A 16798-nucleotide genomic window follows, 5' to 3' on the forward strand; every position below is an offset into this window, starting at 1 on the left:
ATCAGATGAACTGTGCGTTTTCATCGGCGAGCGCGGCTGCCTCGGCCATGACCCAGGTGATGACAGCGACGATGCCCGCTGCCAGCAAGGTCAGCATCGTGTCGCTGTCGAGGCCAAGCGTCAGCCGGTGCTGGCCGGCAGGTGCGTCCCAGCTCAGGAGAACGGACAATGCCGCCGCCGAAAGCGGTTTCAGCAAGGCGGACGCCAGCAGGCCAAGGCCAAAATACCGCAGATTCCCGATGGCGCCCTGACCGAAGAAGTCCCCGGCTGCGAAGGCACCGAAGCAGCGCCTGGCCGCCAGCAGGGCGATGACGAGACAGGCAAGCGGCACGAACGAGATCGCGAACCCAGCCAGTCTTCGGCCGAGGCCAAACTCGCTCAGCCATTCCTGCGGGATCTGCGCATCGGCCGCGATCGAACCGGCGGAGACCGTGAGCCAGTAGAACAGCAAACCGATGGTCAGCACTGTGGCCAGGATGACAAAACATCTCGCCAACACCAGGCTGAAAAGGCGGATGCGTTTCAACCTTGCCTGGCGAGCGGGATCAAGGGCCGGAGCCGCGATGATAGTTTCAATCATTGGGAGTCTCGCTCTATCGAAAGAAATTATCGTTTTACAATAATTAATTTATGCATAATGATGTTTCCTGTCAACATCCCTACAACAGGAGAAACCGATGCCTTCCTTCAAACGCCAGATTATGGCTGTCACCTTCGCCGCTGCGGTGGCGTTCATGACGCCTTTGGCAGCCATCGCCCTGCCGTCGACCGCAACAGGTCAAATATCGGTGGGGCAGGTGATGGAGATGATCGAAAAGGCCGATACGAGTCCAATCGCCAGGCAAACGCTCGTCGCCTATGTCGCCGGGGTTGGTGAAGCGACCGGCGTGATCGTCGATACGATCGGCAGCGCACGCACCGTTTCCTGCAGCAAGCCCTTGAGCCTGGATACGGGGTCGGTTCGTGCTGCCCTTGAAGCAGGCTCGCCCAGTCAGGGCAGCTGGTCCCAGACGCCGGCAACGCCGCTGATCGTTGCCGATATGGTCAAGCGCGCCGGTTGCCGGACCAAGGATTGATTCAACCGATCCGCAAAAAACTCTGTCGCGCGACGATGCTCTGCCTGCGAGCGCCGCGAGATACCAGCGAATGCGGCTCCGGTGTCAGATCTCAGTCGAAAAACGCTTCCACCACATTGCGCTTGCCGAGCATGAAGGCGTCGGCGACATGCTGGAGCGGAGTCAGATCGACATCGGAGCTGCCGGCGCGCACGATCTCGGCGAAGCGCCTGTAGAGCATCGGGTACTCCGCTTCCAGCTCGTCGTGGACGACGCGGCCGTCGACGGCGAGCTTCGAGCCGCCGCCGGAAAGCACCATCGCGCCCTTGTCGGTGTCGGCGACAATGTCCCAGCTCTGCGGCCCGGTCTGGAGCCAGTCGAGCTCCATCGTCACCGGCAAGCCGTTCGAGGTGCGGAAGCTGACATGCGCCGCGACCGGGGCGGCGCGGTTCTCGGGGAAGTCGAGGATCGCCGAGATGATGAACATCGGCGGCAGGATGTGAGTCACGATCGACAGCGCATTGATGCCGGGATCGAAGACGCCGAAGCCGCCGGGCGCCCAGATCCACTCCTGGTTCGGATGCCAGCGGCGCACGTCTTCTTTCCAGTTGATGGCGGCCGACTTGATCCTGGCCGAACCCAGGAAGGCACGCGCGGCCTCGACCGCCGGCGCATAGCGCGAATGCCAGCTTGCGAACAGCGAAACACCGTTTTTCGCGGCCAATGCCTTCAGGTTCTCGACCTCGCTGACCGTGGCGCCGGGCGGCTTTTCCAGGAAGACATGTTTTTTCGCTTCCAGCGCTGTGCGCGCCGCGTCATAGCGAAACTGCGGCGGCATGCAGAGCGAGACCGCCTCGAGCTCCGGCACCGCGTCGAGCATGGCTTCGATATCGGGAAAATTCGGGATGTTTTCCACCTTGCCATGCCGGCTGGCGGCTGCGATGAGGCGATAGTCCTGGTCTTTCGCCAGGGCCGGCAGGTGCTGGTCGCGGACGATCTTGCCGACGCCGACGATGCCTATCTTGATGGGCTGGGACACGGCCGCTCCGTCTGTTAAATGATGAAGGTGGTTTCTTAGCAGAACACTTGCCCCCGACAAGCCGAAGCAGACAAGCCGAAGCCGAAAAGTCAGCCCCAGCTTTCCTCGAACCGCAGCCCCAGTTTTTCGCCGGCCAGAAAGGCCTCGATTGCCGGTTCGAAAGGCGAGGGGTCGAGGCTGTTGGCTGCCAGCCATTCGTCGGAATAATAGGTGTTGGCATAGCGGTCGCCGGAATCGCAGATCAGCGTCACCAGCGAACCGGCCTTGCCTTCCTCGATCATGCGCGCGGCCTGAAAGCACATGGCGATGAAGTTGGTGCCGGTCGAGCCGCCGACACGGCGGCCGAGCCGGCGCGACAGCACCCGCATCGCCGCCAGCGACACCGCGTCCGGCACCCGCAGCATATGGTCGATGACGCCTGGTACGAATGACGGCTCGACGCGTGGGCGGCCGATTCCCTCGATCCGTGACGGCTGTTCGCAGCGACAGTCACGGTCACGGGTCGCAAAACCATCGAAGAAGGCGGAGCGTTCGACATCGGCGACCGACAGCCGCGTCGCGTGCTGCTTGTAGCGCAAGAAGCGGCCGATCGTGGCGGTGGTGCCGCCCGTGCCGGCGCTCATCACGATCCAGGCCGGGATCGGATGCCGCTCCTCGCGCATCTGCCCGAAGATCGATTCGGCGATGTTGTTGTTGCCGCGCCAGTCGGTGGCGCGCTCGGCATGGGTGAACTGGTCCATGAAATGGCCGCCAAGCCGCTCGGTGAGTTCGGCCGACTCGGCATAGATGCGCCTGCCGTCGTCGATGAAATGGCAGTTGCCGCCATAGTGCTCGATGGCAGTGATCTTCTCGCGCGATGTCGAGCGCGGCATCACCGCATAGAACGGCACGCCGATCATGCGGGCGAAATACGCTTCCGACACCGCGGTCGAGCCCGACGACGCTTCGATCACCGGCGCGCCTTTGCGGATCAGGCCGTTGCACAGCGCGTAGAGAAACAGCGAACGTGCCAGCCGGTGCTTCAGGCTGCCGGTCGGATGGGTGGATTCATCCTTGAGGTAGAAGTCGATTCCGGTCAGCGCCGGCAGGTCCAGCTTCCACAGATGCGTGTCGGCCGAGCGGCGCTGGTCGGCCTCGATCGCCGCGACAGCCCGGTCGACCCAGACCCGGGATGCAGGTCCACTCGCTTTTGCTTCGGCCATCGTCGGCGCCCTCGTTTCAGATCGGCCCGGTTTTAGATCGGCCCGGTTTTTTAAATGGGAACGTCGAACGTGACGATCGACACTTCGCCCTCGAGCGCGCCCTGGAAGGCCGACAGGTGCGGCTCGTCATCCGGCACGCCTTCCATGTCGCCGATCTGGTCGAGCTCGGCCTCGGCGTAGCCTTCCGCCGCGAGCGATTCGAGCACGCGGCGCACCGCCGAATCGTCGTCGGGCGCGACCAGCATGACGTGCACGCCTTCCGGCTTGCCGCCTTTCTTCTTCCACACCCGGCCGGTGACGATGGTGACCGGGCGCTCCTCATTGTCGTTCACGGGCCGATTCCTCCGTGCTAGGGGATTTTGACTGCTCATGCCGCCTTTTCGCATGAAGCCTTGCCCTGCAACAGCCAAAAGCTGGTCACTTTCTTCCTCTGCCTTGCAAAATGGCGAAAGAAAATTACATGCGGTTTTCGCATGGCTGCCAAGCCCCGGCCTCAATGCAATATTTGGCACTCCGGGGTTGACGGTTCGCGGGCTTACGAGTAGAAGCCGCCCAGTCAGAACCGATGTGAGGCTCTCCCTTCCGAAGCGACACGCTTTGGAGTTTGCCTCAAACAGGGTTCGTTTTACGAGCGAAAAGACATTTCCGGCGTGCACGAAGCGGCTTCCGCTTCCTCTGCCATTTGTTCGGGCAAGACCGCGAGGCGCGGTTTATGGCCCGAATTTGCGTATGGAAATGACGCTTTGAGCGGCCCTGACCGGGCGAGACACGGAATTGAGAGACAAGAGGGTTTAATGCCTACCGTCAACCAGCTGATCCGCAAGCCGCGCATTGCGCCGGTGAAGCGCAACAAGGTCCCGGCCATGCAGCAGAACCCGCAGAAGCGGGGCGTCTGCACACGCGTCTACACGACGACGCCGAAGAAGCCGAACTCGGCGCTGCGCAAGGTGGCCAAGATCCGCCTGACCAATGGTTTTGAAGTGATCGGGTACATCCCCGGCGAAGGCCACAACCTTCAGGAACACTCCGTGGTCATGATCCGCGGCGGCCGCGTCAAGGATCTTCCGGGCGTTCGCTACCACATCATCCGCGGCGTGCTCGACACGCAGGGTGTGAAGAACCGCAAGCAGCGCCGTTCGAAGTACGGCGCCAAGCGTCCGAAGTGACCGAAGCGTAGCGAAGGTCATCCCGGGCAAAACTCCGGGATCCAGGCCACCACGCATAATTGAGGCAGAGAAAAAATGTCGCGTCGTCACAGTGCAGAAAAGCGTGAGATCAATCCGGACCCGAAGTTCGGCGATCTGATCGTCACCAAGTTCATGAACGCCGTCATGTATGACGGCAAGAAGTCGGTTGCCGAGACCATCGTCTACGGCGCGCTCGACCAGGTTCAGTCGAAGACCAAGCAGGAGCCGGTCACCGTCTTCCATCAGGCGCTCGACAATGTCGCGCCGCATGTGGAAGTGCGGTCCCGTCGTGTCGGCGGCGCCACCTACCAGGTTCCGGTCGACGTGCGCCCCGAGCGCCGCCAGGCACTGGCCATTCGCTGGCTGATTGCCGCGGCCCGCAACCGCAACGAGACCACGATGGTCGACCGCCTCTCCGGCGAGCTGATGGACGCGGCCAACAACCGCGGCACGGCCGTCAAGAAGCGTGAAGACACCCACAAGATGGCTGAAGCCAACCGCGCTTTCGCGCACTACCGCTGGTAAAGCGCGAACGAGACTGAGAGGCAGCTACGATGGCCCGCGAATACAAAATCGAAGACTACCGCAATTTCGGTATCATGGCGCATATTGACGCCGGCAAGACGACGACCACCGAGCGCGTCCTCTATTACACGGGCAAGTCGCACAAGATCGGCGAAGTCCACGACGGCGCTGCCACCATGGATTGGATGGAGCAGGAGCAGGAGCGCGGCATCACCATCACGTCGGCCGCGACCACGACCTTCTGGAAGGGTCGTAGCGGCAAGATGTACCGCTTCAACATCATCGACACCCCTGGACACGTCGACTTCACCATCGAAGTCGAGCGTTCGCTGCGCGTGCTCGACGGCGCCATTGCGCTGCTCGATGCCAATGCCGGTGTCGAGCCGCAGACGGAAACCGTCTGGCGCCAGGCTGACAAGTATCGCGTTCCGCGCATGATCTTCTGCAACAAGATGGACAAGATCGGCGCCGACTTCTACCGCTCGGTCGAGATGATCGGTTCGCGCCTTGGTGCGCATGCCGTCGTCATGCAGCTGCCGATCGGTGCCGAGACCGAGTTCAAGGGCGTTGTCGACCTCGTCGAGATGAACGCGCTGGTCTGGCGCGACGAGACGCTGGGCGCTGCCTGGGACGTCGTCGAGATCCCGGCCGACCTCCAGGCTCGTGCCGAGGAATACCGCGAGAAGATGATCGAAGCCGCCGTCGAAATGGACGAGACGGCACTCGAGAACTACCTCGAAGGCAAGATGCCGTCGAATGACGAGATCCGCGCGCTGATCCGCAAGGGCACCATCGCGGTGAAGTTCTACCCGATGTTCTGTGGCTCCGCCTTCAAGAACAAGGGCGTGCAGCCGCTGCTCGACGCCGTCGTCGAATATCTGCCGTCGCCGGCCGATGTTCCGGCCATCAAGGGTGTCGATGCCAAGACCGACGCCGAGATCGAGCGTCATGCCGACGACAACGAGCCGCTGTCGATGCTCGCCTTCAAGATCATGAACGACCCGTTCGTCGGTTCGCTGACCTTTGCCCGCATCTATTCGGGCAAGCTCACCAAGGGCATCTCGGTGGACAACACCGTGAAGGGCAAGAAGGAACGCATCGGCCGCATGCTGCAGATGCATGCGAACTCGCGCGCCGACGTCGAAGAAGCTTTTGCCGGCGACATCGTCGCTCTGGCTGGCCTCAAGGACACGACCACCGGCGACACGCTCAGCGATCCGCTGCACCCGGTCATCCTCGAGCGTATGGAATTCCCCGATCCGGTCATCCAGATCGCGATCGAGCCGAAGACCAAGAACGACCAGGAAAAGATGGGCCTCGCCCTTCACCGCCTGGCCGCCGAGGATCCGTCCTTCCGGGTCAAGACCGACGAGGAAAGCGGCCAGACGATCATTTCCGGCATGGGCGAGCTCCATCTCGACATCATCGTCGACCGCATGCGTCGCGAGTTCAAGGTCGAGGCCAATGTCGGCGCGCCGCAGGTGGCTTATCGCGAGACGATCACCCGCAAGCATGAGCAGGACTACACGCACAAGAAGCAGACCGGCGGTACCGGTCAGTTCGCCCGCGTCAAGATCGTCTTTGAGCCGAATCCGGAGAGCAGCGAGTTCCAGTTCGAAACCAAGATCGTCGGCGGCGCCGTTCCGAAGGAATACATCCCCGGTGTCGAAAAGGGCATCAACAGCGTCATGACCTCGGGTCCGTTCGCGGGCTTCCCGATGATCGGCGTCAAGGCGACGCTGATCGACGGTGCCTACCACGATGTTGACTCCAGCGTTCTGGCCTTCGAAATCGCCGGCCGCGCCTGCTTCCGTGAAGCCGCACCCAAGCTTGGCGTGCAGTTGCTCGAGCCGATCATGAAGGTCGAAGTGGTGACGCCGGAAGACTACGTCGGCAGCGTCATCGGCGATCTGAACGGCCGTCGCGGCCAGATCCAGGGCCAGGAAGCACGTGGCGTTGCAGTGGTCATCAACGCGATGGTGCCGCTCGCCAACATGTTCAAGTACGTCGACAACCTGCGCTCGATGAGCCAGGGCCGCGCGGCCTACACGATGCAGTTCGATCACTATGAGCCTGTGCCGACCGCGGTCGCTCAGGAAGTCCAGAAGAAATACGCGTAACTCGAACGGGTTGCAGCAGTAACTTAATTCAAGGCCCGCACGGGCGAGCAGGATTGGAGACATCACATGGCAAAAGGTAAATTCGAGCGTAACAAGCCTCATGTGAACATCGGCACGATTGGTCACGTTGACCATGGCAAGACGTCGCTGACGGCGGCGATCACGAAGTATTTTGGCGAATACAAGCGCTACGACCAGATCGACGCTGCCCCAGAAGAGAAGGCGCGCGGCATCACGATCTCGACGGCGCATGTCGAATACGAGACGGCTGCCCGCCACTACGCTCACGTCGACTGCCCCGGCCACGCCGACTATGTGAAGAACATGATCACCGGTGCCGCGCAGATGGACGGCGCGATCCTGGTTGTTTCGGCCGCCGACGGCCCGATGCCGCAGACCCGCGAGCACATCCTGCTGGCCCGTCAGGTCGGCGTGCCGTCGATCGTGGTGTTCCTGAACAAGGTCGACCAGGTCGACGACGCCGAGCTGCTCGAACTGGTCGAGCTCGAGGTTCGCGAGCTTTTGACCAAGAACGAGTTCCCCGGCGACGACATTCCGATCGTCAAGGGTTCGGCGCTTGCGGCTCTGGAAGACAGCGACAAGAAGATCGGCGAGGACGCGATCCGCGAGCTGATGGCTGCGGTCGATGCCTACATCCCGACGCCTGTTCGTCCGCTCGACAAGCCGTTCCTGATGCCGATCGAGGACGTGTTCTCGATCTCGGGCCGTGGCACGGTTGTGACCGGTCGCGTCGAGCGCGGCGTGGTCAAGGTTGGCGAGGAACTCGAGATCATCGGCATCCGTCCGACGACCAAGACGACCTGCACCGGCGTCGAGATGTTCCGCAAGCTGCTCGATCAGGGCCAGGCTGGCGACAACATCGGCGCGCTGCTGCGCGGCGTTGATCGTGAAGGCGTCGAGCGCGGCCAGGTTCTGGCCAAGCCCGGTACGGTGAAGCCGCACAAGAAGTTCGTGGCCGAAGCCTACATCCTGACCAAGGACGAAGGCGGCCGTCACACGCCGTTCTTCACCAACTACCGTCCGCAGTTCTATTTCCGCACGACGGATGTGACCGGCATCGTGTCGCTGCCGGAAGGCACCGAGATGGTGATGCCTGGCGACAACATCACGGTCGATGTCGAGCTGATCGTGCCGATCGCCATGGAAGAGAAGCTGCGCTTCGCCATCCGTGAAGGCGGCCGCACCGTCGGTGCCGGCATCGTCGTCACCATCAAAGAGTAATTTGGACTTAAACCGATCTGTCGCGGGCGCCGGAGTTGCCCGCGCCGCGCCAGAACAAGGAAGTGACGCATGAACGGACAGAATATCCGCATCCGCCTGAAGGCGTTTGATCACCGCGTGCTCGACGCCTCGACGAAGGAAATCGTGTCGACGGCCAAGCGCACCGGTGCCAACGTCCGCGGCCCCATTCCGCTGCCGACGCGGATCGAAAAGTTTACGGTCAACCGGTCGCCTCACGTCGACAAGAAGAGCCGCGAGCAGTTCGAGATGCGCACGCACAAGCGTCTGCTCGACATCGTCGATCCGACCCCGCAGACGGTCGATGCTTTGATGAAGCTCGATCTGGCCGCCGGCGTCGACGTCGAGATCAAGCTCTAAGGGAATGAGAGCGCGGTAAGGGGCGGTGCCCCTGGCCCGGAACTCTAAAGGAATTGAACCGATGCGTTCAGGTGTGATTGCAAAGAAGGTGGGAATGACCCGCATCTACAACGATGCCGGGGAACATGTTCCCGTCACCGTTCTCCAGATGGAGAACTGCCAGGTCGTGGCCCAGCGCACGCAGGAGAAGAATGGCTACACCGCCGTTCAGCTCGGCGTTGGCCTTGCCAAGGTGAAGAACACGTCGAAGGCGATGCGCGGCCATTTCGCGACCGCTTCCGTCGAGCCGAAGGCGAAGGTCGCCGAATTCCGCGTCTCCGCCGACAACATGATCGATGTCGGCGCCGAGATCACCGTCGAGCATTTCGTCCCCGGCCAGAAGGTCGATGTGACGGGCACGACGATCGGCAAGGGTTTTCAGGGCGTCATCAAGCGCCACCACATGGGTGGTGGTCGTGCAACGCACGGTAACTCGGTCTCGCACCGTACGCACGGTTCGACCGGCCAGCGCCAGGACCCGGGCAAGGTGTTCAAGGGCAAGCATATGGCTGGCCACATGGGCGACACCCGCGTCACCACGCAGAATGTCGAGATCGTTTCGACCGACGCCGACCGCGGCCTGATCCTGATCCGCGGTGCGGTTCCCGGATCGAAGGGCGCCTGGATCCTGGTCCGCGATGCGGCCAAGGTGGCACTGCCGGCCAATGCGCCGAAGCCGGCCGCGATCCGCGCCGTTGTCAAGAACGAGGCTCCGGCCACAGAGGGAGCGGAATAATGGATCTCAAGATCACAACGCTTGGCGGCAAGGACGCCGGCAAGGTGGAACTCTCCGAGGAGATTTTCGGCCTTGATCCGCGCGAAGACATCCTGCAGCGCGTCGTGCGCTGGCAGCTCGCCAAGAAGCAGCAGGGCACGCACAAGGCCAAGGGCCGCGCCGAGATCGCGCGCACCGGCGCCAAGATGTACAAGCAGAAGGGTACGGGCCGCGCCCGTCACCATTCGGCACGCGCTCCGCAGTTCCGCGGCGGTGGCAAGGCCCACGGCCCGGTCGTTCGTAGCCATGAGCACGAGCTGCCGAAGAAGGTTCGCGCGCTCGGTCTGAAGCACGCTCTTTCGGCAAAAGCCAAGAGCGCGTCGATCATCATCATCGACGAGCTGAAGCTGACCGAGGCCAAGACAAAGGCGCTGATCGCGAATTTCGCGACGCTGGGCCTGACCAACGCTCTGTTGATCGGCGGTGCCGAGCTTGACAAGAACTTCAAGCTGGCGGCGACGAACATCCCCAACATCGACGTGCTGCCCATTCAGGGCATCAACGTCTACGACATTCTGCGCCGCGGCACGCTGGTCCTTTCGAAGGCCGCCGTCGAGGCTCTCGAGGAGCGCTTTAAATGACCGACCTTCGTCATTACGACGTGATCGTCTCGCCGGCGATCACCGAAAAGTCGACCATGGCTTCCGAGAACAACCAGGTCGTCTTCAACGTCGCCAAGAAGGCGTCGAAGCCGGAAATCAAGGCCGCCGTCGAAGCGCTGTTCGGCGTCAAGGTGATGGCCGTGAACACGCTTGTCCGCAAGGGCAAGATCAAGCGCTTCCGTGGCACGGTTGGCCGCCAGAGCGACGTCAAGAAGGCGATTGTGACACTGGCCGACGGCCAGTCGATCGACGTCGCGACGGGTCTCTGAGCAAGGCCGCGAGGACAGAACAATGGCACTGAAAAAATTCAACCCGGTAACGCCGAGCACTCGCCAGCTGGTCATCGTCGACCGCTCGGGCCTCTACAAGGGCAAGCCCGTCAAGGGCCTGACCGAGGGCCTGACCAAGTCGGGCGGCCGCAACAATCACGGTCGCATCACGGCCCGCTTCATCGGCGGCGGTCACAAGCGTTCGTACCGCATCATCGACTTCAAGCGCCGCAAGTTCGACGTTGTCGGCACGGTCGAGCGCATCGAATACGATCCGAACCGCACCGCCTTCATCGCGCTGATCAAGTATGATGATGGCGAGCTGTCCTACATCATCGCTCCGCAGCGTCTGGCTCCCGGCGACAAGATCGTGTCCGGTGAATCGGTCGACGTGAAGCCGGGCAATGCGATGCCGCTGGCCTCGATGCCGGTCGGCACCATCGTCCACAACATCGAGCTGAAGCCGGGCAAGGGCGCTCAGGTTGCCCGTTCGGCCGGCGGCTATGGCCAGCTGGTCGGTCGCGACCAGGGCATGGCGATCCTGCGCCTCAACTCGGGCGAGCAGCGTGTCGTTCACGGCTCCTGCATGGCCACCGTCGGTGCCGTATCCAATCCGGACCATGGCAACATCAACGACGGCAAGGCCGGTCGTACGGTTTGGCGTGGCAAGCGTCCGCACAATCGCGGCGTGACCATGAACCCGGTCGACCATCCGCACGGCGGCGGCGAAGGCCGCACCTCGGGTGGCCGCCATCCGGTTTCGCCCTGGGGCAAGCCGACCAAGGGCAAGAAGACGCGGTCCAACAAGGCGACCGACAAGTTCATCCTGCGCTCGCGCCATCAGCGCAAGAGCTAAGAAGAGGTAACGCCAAGTGACTCGTTCTATTTGGAAAGGCCCCTTCATCGACGGCTACCTTCTCAAGAAGGTGGACAAGGTTCGTGAAGGTGGTCGCAATGAGGTGATCAAGATGTGGAGCCGTCGCTCCACCATCCTGCCGCAGTTCGTCGGCTTCACCTTCGGTGTCTACAACGGCCAGAAGCATGTTCCGGTTTCGGTGAACGAGGACATGGTCGGTCACAAGTTCGGTGAATTCGCTCCGACCCGGACCTATTACGGTCACGGCGCGGATAAGAAGGCGAAGAGGAAATAATCATGGGCAAGGCCAAAGCTCCGCGCAGGCTTGCTGACAACGAAGCGCGCGCCGTGTTGCGCACGATCCGTATCAGCCCGCAGAAGCTGAACCTCGTTGCCGCGCTGATCCGCGGCAAGAAGGTCGCGACAGCGCTTTCCGATCTCGAATTCTCGGCCAAGCGAATTTCCGGCACGGTCAAGAAGACGCTGGAATCGGCGATCGCCAACGCGGAAAACAACCACGACCTCGACGTCGATGCGCTGATCGTGGCGGAAGCCTATGTCGGCAAGTCGATCGTCATGAAGCGGTTCCATGCCCGTGGCCGTGGTCGCGCCAGCCGTATCGAGAAGCCGTTCTCGCACCTCACGATCGTCGTTCGTGAAGTCGAAGAAAAAGGGGAGGCCGCATAATGGGCCAGAAAGTCAATCCGATCGGTTTGCGCCTCGGCATCAACCGCACCTGGGATTCGCGCTGGTTCGCGAACACCGGCGAGTACGGCAAGCTGCTGCATGAGGACATCAAGATCCGCAAGTATCTTGAGAAGGAACTCAAGCAGGCCGCGATCTCGAAGGTCGTCATCGAGCGCCCGCACAAGAAGTGCCGCGTCACCATCCATGCGGCGCGTCCGGGTCTGATCATCGGCAAGAAGGGCGCCGACATCGAGAAGCTTCGCAAGAAGCTGATGGAGATGACGAAATCCGAGACGCACCTCAACATCGTTGAAGTGCGCAAGCCGGAAATCGACGCGACCCTGGTCGCCCAGTCGATCGCCCAGCAGCTAGAGCGCCGTATCGCGTTCCGTCGCGCCATGAAGCGTGCCGTGCAGTCGGCGATGCGCCTCGGTGCCGAAGGCATCCGCATCAACTGCGCCGGCCGTCTTGGCGGCGCCGAGATCGCGCGCATGGAATGGTACCGCGAAGGCCGCGTGCCGCTGCATACGCTGCGTGCGGACGTCGACTACGGCACGGCCGAAGCGCACACCGCATATGGCATCTGCGGCGTGAAAGTCTGGGTGTTCAAGGGCGAGATCCTCGAGCACGACCCGATGGCTTCGGAGCGTCGTGCGACCGAGGGCGATGCTGCGCATGGCGGTGGTGGTGATCGCGAACGCGGTCGTCGTCGCGAAAACGCCTGAGACATTTAGGAATTTGGAGTTAGAACGATGCTGCAGCCAAAGCGCACAAAGTTCCGCAAGCAGTTCAAGGGCCGTATCCATGGTACAGCAAAGGGCGGCACCAACCTGGATTTCGGTGGTTTCGGGCTGAAGGCGCTTGAGCCGAACCGCGTCACCGCACGTGAGATCGAGGCGGCCCGCCGCGCGATCACCCGTGAAATGAAGCGCGCCGGTCGCGTCTGGATCCGTATTTTCCCGGACGTGCCGGTCACTTCGAAGCCGACCGAAGTCCGCATGGGTAAGGGCAAGGGCGCGGTCGACTACTGGGCGGCGCGCGTCAAGCCGGGCCGCATCATGTTCGAGATCGACGGCGTCAATGAAGAAACCGCCCGTGAGGCACTGCGTCTCGGCGCGGCCAAGCTCTCGGTCAAGACGCGCTTCGTGCAGCGCATCGCAGAATAAGGACGGGCTGATCATGAAAGCCGAAGACATCCGGACCAAGACCCAGGACCAGCTGACCGACGACCTGGCCAGCCTGAAGAAGGAGCAGTTCAACCTGCGCTTCCAGAAGGCCACCGGCCAGCTCGAGAAGACCGCGCGCGTGAGACAGGTCCGCAAGGACATCGCGCGTATCAAGACCATCGCTGCGGAAAAGTCCGCGGCTAAGAAGGCTTAAGGACGAAAACCATGCCAAAGCGCATTCTGCAGGGCACCGTCGTCAGCGACAAGAACGAGAAGACGGTTGTCGTCAAGGTCGAACGGCGCTTCACGCATCCCGTGATGAAGAAGACCGTGCGCATGACCAAGAAGTACAAGGCGCACGACGAGAACAACGCCCATAAGGTTGGCGATCAGGTGTTCATCCAGGAATCGAAGCCGATTTCCAAGGATAAGCGCTGGATCGTCGTGTCTTCGGACCAGGCGTAAACAAACGAATTTTGGACAGACCGGGGAGGGGCTTAGAGCCCGTCCCGTTAGAAAAGAAGAAGGCGGCCAGTCATGATTCAGATGCAAACAAACCTCGACGTCGCGGATAATTCCGGCGCCCGTCGTGTCATGTGCATCAAGGTGCTGGGCGGCTCGAAGCGGAAATACGCTTCCGTGGGCGACATCATCGTGGTGTCGATCAAGGAAGCCATCCCGCGCGGCCGCGTGAAGAAGGGCGATGTGATGAAGGCGGTCGTGGTTCGCACGGCCAAGGACATCCGCCGCCCGGACGGCAGCGTGATCCGTTTCGACAAGAACGCGGCCGTTCTCGTCGATAACAAGAAAGAGCCGATCGGCACGCGTATCTTCGGACCGGTTCCGCGCGAACTCCGCGCCAAGAACCACATGAAGATCATCTCGCTCGCGCCTGAAGTGCTGTAAGGAGCCGGACCAATGCAAAAGATTAGAAAAGGCGACAAGGTCGTCGTGCTGGCCGGCAAGGACAAGGGCCGTTCGGGCGAAGTCCTCTCGGTTCAGCCGAAGGAAGACACCGCGCTGGTGCGCGGCGTCAACATGATCCGTCGTCACCAGAAGCAGTCCCAGTCCCAAGAGGGCGGGATCATCACCAAGGAAGCGCCGATCCAGCTGTCGAACATCGCGCTGGCCGACCCCAAGGATGGCAAGCCGACCCGCGTCGGCTTCATCTTCCAGAAGGACGGCAAGAAGGTGCGCGTCGCCAAGCGCTCGGGAGAAGTCATCAATGGCTAAGGCTCAAACCACGAAGCCCAAGGCTGAAAGCAAGCAGTCCAAGGCCCAGAACACGCCGCGCCTCAAGCAGGTCTACAACGAGACCATCCGCAAGGCGTTGCAGGAACAGTTCGGCTACGAGAACGAGATGCAGGTTCCGCGCATCGACAAGATCGTGCTGAACATGGGCGTTGGCGAAGCGACCGGCGATTCGAAGAAGCCTTCGATCGCCGCCGAAGACCTGGCGATGATCGCCGGCCAGAAGGCCGTCGTCACCCGCGCCCGCAACTCCATCGCCGGCTTCAAGGTCCGCGAGAAGATGCCGATCGGTGCCAAGGTCACGCTGCGCAAGGAACGCATGTACGAGTTCCTCGACCGCCTCGTGAACATCGCACTGCCACGCGTCCGCGACTTCCGCGGGCTCAATCCGAAGAGCTTCGATGGCCGTGGCAACTACGCCATGGGCATCAAAGAACACATCGTGTTCCCGGAGATCAACTACGACAAGGTTGATCAGATCTGGGGCATGGACGTCATCGTTTGTACGACTGCGAAGACGGACGACGAAGCCAGGGCATTGCTCAAGGCCTTCAACTTCCCCTTCCGCCAGTAACGGCAGCGAGAAAAGGAAAAATCTGAAATGGCAAAGACCAGCTCAGTCGAGAAGAACAACAGGCGCCGCAAGCTTGCCGACCAGTACGGTCCCAAGCGTGCTGCCCTCAAGGCGATCATCATGGATCAGTCCAAGCCGATGGAAGAGCGCTTCCGCGCTCAGCTCAAGCTTGCCGCCATGCCGCGCAACTCGGCCAAGATCCGCATCCGCAACCGCTGCGAAGTCACCGGCCGTCCGCGCGCCTACTATCGCAAGCTCAAAGTATCGCGCATCGCGCTTCGTGATCTCGGCAATAACGGCCAGATCCCGGGCCTGGTCAAGTCGAGCTGGTAAGGAGGACATAACATGTCATTGAGCGATCCTCTCGGCGATATGCTGACCCGCATCCGCAACGCCTACGGCCGCAAGAAGTCGAGCGTTTCGACGCCGGCTTCGCGTCTGCGCACCCGCGTCCTCGACGTGCTGAAGGCTGAAGGCTATATCCGCGATTACAGCCAGACCGACTTCGACAACGGCAAGTCCGAAATCGAGATCGAGCTGAAGTATTTCGACGGCGCGCCGGTCGTGCGCGAAATCGCCCGCGTCTCGAAGCCTGGCCGCCGCGTCTACGTTTCGGCCAAGTCGATTCCGCACGTCGCCAACGGCCTCGGCATCGCCATCCTTTCGACACCGAAGGGCGTGATGGCCGACTACGAAGCGCGTGAACAGAACGTCGGTGGTGAAATCCTCTGCCAGATCTTCTGATCTGGCGTGTGACCGGGAAAATCGGAATCCGGTCTTCGGGATCATGCCCGAAGACAGAGACCTGAAACAAGAGAAGTGACGAGGACAACAAAATGTCTCGTATTGGAAAGAAACCCGTTTCGCTGCCGCAGGGTGTGACCGCGACCGTCAACGGCCAGACCGTGACGGCGAAAGGCCCCAAGGGCGAGCTGAAGTTCGTGGTGAACGAAGAAGTGCTGGTCAAGATGGAAGGCAGCGAGATCGCTGTCCAGCCACGCGACCAGACCAAGACGGCGCGCTCCAAGTGGGGCATGTCGCGCACGCAGATCGTCAACATCCTGCAGGGCGTCAAGGACGGTTTCGAGAAGAAGCTCGAGATCACCGGCGTCGGCTATCGTGCCGCCATGCAGGGCAAGAACCTGCAGCTGGCACTTGGCTTCAGCCATGACGTCGTCTACGAGACGCCGGCAGGCATCACGATCGCTGTGCCGAAGCCGACGGAAATCACCGTGACCGGCATCGACAAGCAGCAGGTCGGCCAGGTTGCCGCCGAGATCCGCGAATACCGCGGTCCCGAGCCCTACAAGGGCAAGGGTGTCCGCTATGCTGGCGAGAAGATCGTCCGCAAGGAAGGCAAGAAGAAGTAATTGTAACGCCGCGGGGAGCGGTCGCGGGAGGCGCTTTCGCCTACCGCATATGGCGGCCCCCGTTTTTTGAAGGCAAGGAACTATCATGGCTACCAAGGAATCCATCCAGCGCCGCGCGCAGCGCGTCCGCCGTCAGATCAAGAAGGTCGCCGGCGAGCGTCCGCGTCTGTCGGTCCACCGCACGTCGAAGAACATCTACGTCCAGGTCATCGACGACGCCAAGGGCCACACCATCGCTGCCGCTTCGACCCTTGAGAAGGACCTCAAGGGTTCGCTCAAGACCGGCGCCGACACCGCCGCCGCCGCCGCGATCGGCAAGCTGATCGCCGAGCGCGCCACCAAGGCCGGCGTCAAGGAAGTCGTCTTCGACCGCGGCGCCTACATCTATCACGGCCGCGTCAAGGCGCTCGCCGAGGCTGCCCGTGAAGGTGGTCTGAGCTTCTAAATCCAAAGAATTTCGC

General features: G+C 61.8%; 27 protein-coding genes. 23 read left to right on the forward strand and 4 right to left on the reverse strand.

Annotated elements, in window-relative coordinates:
- Position 1: 1 nt before the first annotated feature.
- A complete protein-coding gene (locus tag BPNPMPFG_RS03500; protein ID WP_258593268.1) occupies positions 2 to 580 on the reverse strand; it encodes a DUF2975 domain-containing protein in 579 nt (192 codons plus the stop codon).
- 121 nt (positions 581 to 701) lie between these two features.
- Between BPNPMPFG_RS03500 and BPNPMPFG_RS03505 the strand changes: the two genes are divergently transcribed.
- Positions 702 to 1076 carry a chlorophyllide reductase gene (locus tag BPNPMPFG_RS03505; protein WP_258593269.1) on the forward strand — a complete coding sequence of 125 codons (375 nt, stop codon included), beginning with the start codon at positions 702 to 704 and terminating at the stop codon, positions 1074 to 1076.
- A 91-nt stretch (positions 1077 to 1167) separates the two neighbouring features.
- On the opposite strand, the gene BPNPMPFG_RS03510 is transcribed toward BPNPMPFG_RS03505, so the two are convergent.
- From BPNPMPFG_RS03510 to BPNPMPFG_RS03520, 3 genes are all read right to left on the reverse strand, one after another.
- Positions 1168 to 2094, reverse strand: coding sequence for a Gfo/Idh/MocA family protein (locus BPNPMPFG_RS03510; RefSeq protein WP_258593270.1), 927 nt, complete (start codon positions 2092 to 2094; stop codon positions 1168 to 1170).
- A gap of 89 nt (positions 2095 to 2183) precedes the next feature.
- A complete protein-coding gene (locus BPNPMPFG_RS03515; RefSeq protein ID WP_258593271.1) occupies positions 2184 to 3296 on the reverse strand; it encodes a PLP-dependent cysteine synthase family protein in 1113 nt (370 codons plus the stop codon).
- 50 nt (positions 3297 to 3346) lie between these two features.
- On the reverse strand, positions 3347 to 3628 hold the full coding sequence (locus BPNPMPFG_RS03520) for a hypothetical protein (RefSeq protein WP_027028835.1): 282 nt from the start codon (positions 3626 to 3628) through the stop codon (positions 3347 to 3349).
- Positions 3629 to 4090: 462 nt separating this feature from the next.
- Here BPNPMPFG_RS03520 and rpsL point away from each other — a divergent pair, with 462 nt between their 5' ends.
- From rpsL to rplR, 22 genes are all read left to right on the forward strand, one after another.
- Complete coding sequence (gene rpsL, locus BPNPMPFG_RS03525; protein ID WP_006333356.1) at positions 4091 to 4462, forward strand: 30S ribosomal protein S12; 372 nt, start codon at positions 4091 to 4093, stop codon at positions 4460 to 4462.
- Between the two features lie 75 nt (positions 4463 to 4537).
- Entirely contained in the window at positions 4538 to 5008 is a 471-nt protein-coding gene (rpsG, locus tag BPNPMPFG_RS03530) for a 30S ribosomal protein S7 (RefSeq protein WP_008875664.1), read from the forward strand.
- Between the two features lie 29 nt (positions 5009 to 5037).
- Positions 5038 to 7128 (forward strand): elongation factor G, encoded by a 2091-nt coding sequence (gene fusA, locus BPNPMPFG_RS03535; protein WP_258593272.1) that lies wholly within the window; start codon positions 5038 to 5040, stop codon positions 7126 to 7128.
- A gap of 66 nt (positions 7129 to 7194) precedes the next feature.
- Positions 7195 to 8370 (forward strand): elongation factor Tu, encoded by a 1176-nt coding sequence (gene tuf / locus BPNPMPFG_RS03540; protein ID WP_095090666.1) that lies wholly within the window; start codon positions 7195 to 7197, stop codon positions 8368 to 8370.
- Between the two features lie 69 nt (positions 8371 to 8439).
- Complete coding sequence (gene rpsJ / locus BPNPMPFG_RS03545) at positions 8440 to 8748, forward strand: 30S ribosomal protein S10 (protein ID WP_010909272.1); 309 nt, start codon at positions 8440 to 8442, stop codon at positions 8746 to 8748.
- Positions 8749 to 8809: 61 nt separating this feature from the next.
- Positions 8810 to 9523 (forward strand): 50S ribosomal protein L3, encoded by a 714-nt coding sequence (gene rplC / locus BPNPMPFG_RS03550; protein WP_111548978.1) that lies wholly within the window; start codon positions 8810 to 8812, stop codon positions 9521 to 9523.
- On the forward strand, positions 9523 to 10143 hold the full coding sequence (gene rplD / locus BPNPMPFG_RS03555) for a 50S ribosomal protein L4 (RefSeq protein WP_027057017.1): 621 nt from the start codon (positions 9523 to 9525) through the stop codon (positions 10141 to 10143). Before rplC ends, rplD begins: the two co-directional genes overlap by 1 nt.
- Positions 10140 to 10433 (forward strand): 50S ribosomal protein L23, encoded by a 294-nt coding sequence (locus tag BPNPMPFG_RS03560; protein WP_027028839.1) that lies wholly within the window; start codon positions 10140 to 10142, stop codon positions 10431 to 10433. Before rplD ends, BPNPMPFG_RS03560 begins: the two co-directional genes overlap by 4 nt.
- A 22-nt stretch (positions 10434 to 10455) precedes the next feature.
- Positions 10456 to 11289 (forward strand): 50S ribosomal protein L2, encoded by an 834-nt coding sequence (rplB, locus tag BPNPMPFG_RS03565; protein ID WP_024505067.1) that lies wholly within the window; start codon positions 10456 to 10458, stop codon positions 11287 to 11289.
- A gap of 16 nt (positions 11290 to 11305) precedes the next feature.
- Positions 11306 to 11584, forward strand: coding sequence for a 30S ribosomal protein S19 (gene rpsS, locus BPNPMPFG_RS03570; protein ID WP_006205463.1), 279 nt, complete (start codon positions 11306 to 11308; stop codon positions 11582 to 11584).
- 2 nt (positions 11585 to 11586) lie between these two features.
- Positions 11587 to 11976 (forward strand): 50S ribosomal protein L22, encoded by a 390-nt coding sequence (gene rplV, locus BPNPMPFG_RS03575; protein ID WP_006205462.1) that lies wholly within the window; start codon positions 11587 to 11589, stop codon positions 11974 to 11976.
- Complete coding sequence (gene rpsC, locus BPNPMPFG_RS03580; RefSeq protein WP_023672753.1) at positions 11976 to 12701, forward strand: 30S ribosomal protein S3; 726 nt, start codon at positions 11976 to 11978, stop codon at positions 12699 to 12701. Before rplV ends, rpsC begins: the two co-directional genes overlap by 1 nt.
- 27 nt (positions 12702 to 12728) lie before the next feature.
- Positions 12729 to 13142 carry a 50S ribosomal protein L16 gene (gene rplP / locus BPNPMPFG_RS03585; RefSeq protein WP_013531427.1) on the forward strand — a complete coding sequence of 138 codons (414 nt, stop codon included), beginning with the start codon at positions 12729 to 12731 and terminating at the stop codon, positions 13140 to 13142.
- Positions 13143 to 13155: 13 nt separating this feature from the next.
- Positions 13156 to 13356: a 50S ribosomal protein L29 gene (gene rpmC, locus BPNPMPFG_RS03590; RefSeq protein ID WP_006205459.1), complete on the forward strand. Its 201-nt coding sequence runs from the start codon at positions 13156 to 13158 to the stop codon at positions 13354 to 13356.
- An 11-nt stretch (positions 13357 to 13367) separates the two neighbouring features.
- Complete coding sequence (rpsQ, locus tag BPNPMPFG_RS03595; protein ID WP_010909280.1) at positions 13368 to 13607, forward strand: 30S ribosomal protein S17; 240 nt, start codon at positions 13368 to 13370, stop codon at positions 13605 to 13607.
- Between the two features lie 72 nt (positions 13608 to 13679).
- The gene (gene rplN / locus BPNPMPFG_RS03600; protein WP_006205457.1) at positions 13680 to 14048 is read left to right on the forward strand and encodes a 50S ribosomal protein L14; all 369 of its coding nucleotides are present in this window, start codon (positions 13680 to 13682) and stop codon (positions 14046 to 14048) included.
- A gap of 12 nt (positions 14049 to 14060) precedes the next feature.
- The gene (rplX, locus tag BPNPMPFG_RS03605; protein WP_013531428.1) at positions 14061 to 14375 is read left to right on the forward strand and encodes a 50S ribosomal protein L24; all 315 of its coding nucleotides are present in this window, start codon (positions 14061 to 14063) and stop codon (positions 14373 to 14375) included.
- The gene (gene rplE, locus BPNPMPFG_RS03610) at positions 14368 to 14967 is read left to right on the forward strand and encodes a 50S ribosomal protein L5 (protein ID WP_111548980.1); all 600 of its coding nucleotides are present in this window, start codon (positions 14368 to 14370) and stop codon (positions 14965 to 14967) included. Before rplX ends, rplE begins: the two co-directional genes overlap by 8 nt.
- A gap of 27 nt (positions 14968 to 14994) precedes the next feature.
- Positions 14995 to 15300: a 30S ribosomal protein S14 gene (rpsN, locus tag BPNPMPFG_RS03615; protein WP_013895695.1), complete on the forward strand. Its 306-nt coding sequence runs from the start codon at positions 14995 to 14997 to the stop codon at positions 15298 to 15300.
- Between the two features lie 12 nt (positions 15301 to 15312).
- On the forward strand, positions 15313 to 15711 hold the full coding sequence (rpsH, locus tag BPNPMPFG_RS03620; RefSeq protein WP_258593273.1) for a 30S ribosomal protein S8: 399 nt from the start codon (positions 15313 to 15315) through the stop codon (positions 15709 to 15711).
- 92 nt (positions 15712 to 15803) lie between these two features.
- Entirely contained in the window at positions 15804 to 16337 is a 534-nt protein-coding gene (rplF, locus tag BPNPMPFG_RS03625) for a 50S ribosomal protein L6 (protein WP_095089683.1), read from the forward strand.
- Between the two features lie 85 nt (positions 16338 to 16422).
- A complete protein-coding gene (gene rplR, locus BPNPMPFG_RS03630; RefSeq protein ID WP_032925343.1) occupies positions 16423 to 16782 on the forward strand; it encodes a 50S ribosomal protein L18 in 360 nt (119 codons plus the stop codon).
- The last annotated feature ends 16 nt before the right edge of the window (positions 16783 to 16798 follow it).

It is taken from the genome of Mesorhizobium sp. AR07 (assembly GCF_024746815.1).
GTDB lineage: Bacteria > Pseudomonadota > Alphaproteobacteria > Rhizobiales > Rhizobiaceae > Mesorhizobium.

What these genes read in the sequence shown, in the direction of transcription:
- BPNPMPFG_RS03515 (WP_258593271.1), bottom strand. Translation starts at nt 3,296, where the DNA reads ATGGCCGAAGCAAAAGCGAGTGGACCTGCATCCCGGGTCTGGGTCGAC.
- rplR (WP_032925343.1), top strand. Translation starts at nt 16,423, where the DNA reads ATGGCTACCAAGGAATCCATCCAGCGCCGCGCGCAGCGCGTCCGCCGT.
- BPNPMPFG_RS03560 (WP_027028839.1), top strand. Translation starts at nt 10,140, where the DNA reads ATGACCGACCTTCGTCATTACGACGTGATCGTCTCGCCGGCGATCACC.
- rpsH (WP_258593273.1), top strand. Translation starts at nt 15,313, where the DNA reads ATGTCATTGAGCGATCCTCTCGGCGATATGCTGACCCGCATCCGCAAC.
- rpsJ (WP_010909272.1), top strand. Translation starts at nt 8,440, where the DNA reads ATGAACGGACAGAATATCCGCATCCGCCTGAAGGCGTTTGATCACCGC.
- rpsG (WP_008875664.1), top strand. Translation starts at nt 4,538, where the DNA reads ATGTCGCGTCGTCACAGTGCAGAAAAGCGTGAGATCAATCCGGACCCG.
- rplE (WP_111548980.1), top strand. Translation starts at nt 14,368, where the DNA reads ATGGCTAAGGCTCAAACCACGAAGCCCAAGGCTGAAAGCAAGCAGTCC.
- BPNPMPFG_RS03505 (WP_258593269.1), top strand. Translation starts at nt 702, where the DNA reads ATGGCTGTCACCTTCGCCGCTGCGGTGGCGTTCATGACGCCTTTGGCA.
- rpsC (WP_023672753.1), top strand. Translation starts at nt 11,976, where the DNA reads ATGGGCCAGAAAGTCAATCCGATCGGTTTGCGCCTCGGCATCAACCGC.
- rplX (WP_013531428.1), top strand. Translation starts at nt 14,061, where the DNA reads ATGCAAAAGATTAGAAAAGGCGACAAGGTCGTCGTGCTGGCCGGCAAG.
- rpsN (WP_013895695.1), top strand. Translation starts at nt 14,995, where the DNA reads ATGGCAAAGACCAGCTCAGTCGAGAAGAACAACAGGCGCCGCAAGCTT.
- rpmC (WP_006205459.1), top strand. Translation starts at nt 13,156, where the DNA reads ATGAAAGCCGAAGACATCCGGACCAAGACCCAGGACCAGCTGACCGAC.
- rpsL (WP_006333356.1), top strand. Translation starts at nt 4,091, where the DNA reads ATGCCTACCGTCAACCAGCTGATCCGCAAGCCGCGCATTGCGCCGGTG.
- rplN (WP_006205457.1), top strand. Translation starts at nt 13,680, where the DNA reads ATGATTCAGATGCAAACAAACCTCGACGTCGCGGATAATTCCGGCGCC.
- rplF (WP_095089683.1), top strand. Translation starts at nt 15,804, where the DNA reads ATGTCTCGTATTGGAAAGAAACCCGTTTCGCTGCCGCAGGGTGTGACC.
- rplP (WP_013531427.1), top strand. Translation starts at nt 12,729, where the DNA reads ATGCTGCAGCCAAAGCGCACAAAGTTCCGCAAGCAGTTCAAGGGCCGT.
- BPNPMPFG_RS03500 (WP_258593268.1), bottom strand. Translation starts at nt 580, where the DNA reads ATGATTGAAACTATCATCGCGGCTCCGGCCCTTGATCCCGCTCGCCAG.
- rplD (WP_027057017.1), top strand. Translation starts at nt 9,523, where the DNA reads ATGGATCTCAAGATCACAACGCTTGGCGGCAAGGACGCCGGCAAGGTG.
- rplV (WP_006205462.1), top strand. Translation starts at nt 11,587, where the DNA reads ATGGGCAAGGCCAAAGCTCCGCGCAGGCTTGCTGACAACGAAGCGCGC.
- rplB (WP_024505067.1), top strand. Translation starts at nt 10,456, where the DNA reads ATGGCACTGAAAAAATTCAACCCGGTAACGCCGAGCACTCGCCAGCTG.
- fusA (WP_258593272.1), top strand. Translation starts at nt 5,038, where the DNA reads ATGGCCCGCGAATACAAAATCGAAGACTACCGCAATTTCGGTATCATG.
- tuf (WP_095090666.1), top strand. Translation starts at nt 7,195, where the DNA reads ATGGCAAAAGGTAAATTCGAGCGTAACAAGCCTCATGTGAACATCGGC.
- rpsQ (WP_010909280.1), top strand. Translation starts at nt 13,368, where the DNA reads ATGCCAAAGCGCATTCTGCAGGGCACCGTCGTCAGCGACAAGAACGAG.
- rplC (WP_111548978.1), top strand. Translation starts at nt 8,810, where the DNA reads ATGCGTTCAGGTGTGATTGCAAAGAAGGTGGGAATGACCCGCATCTAC.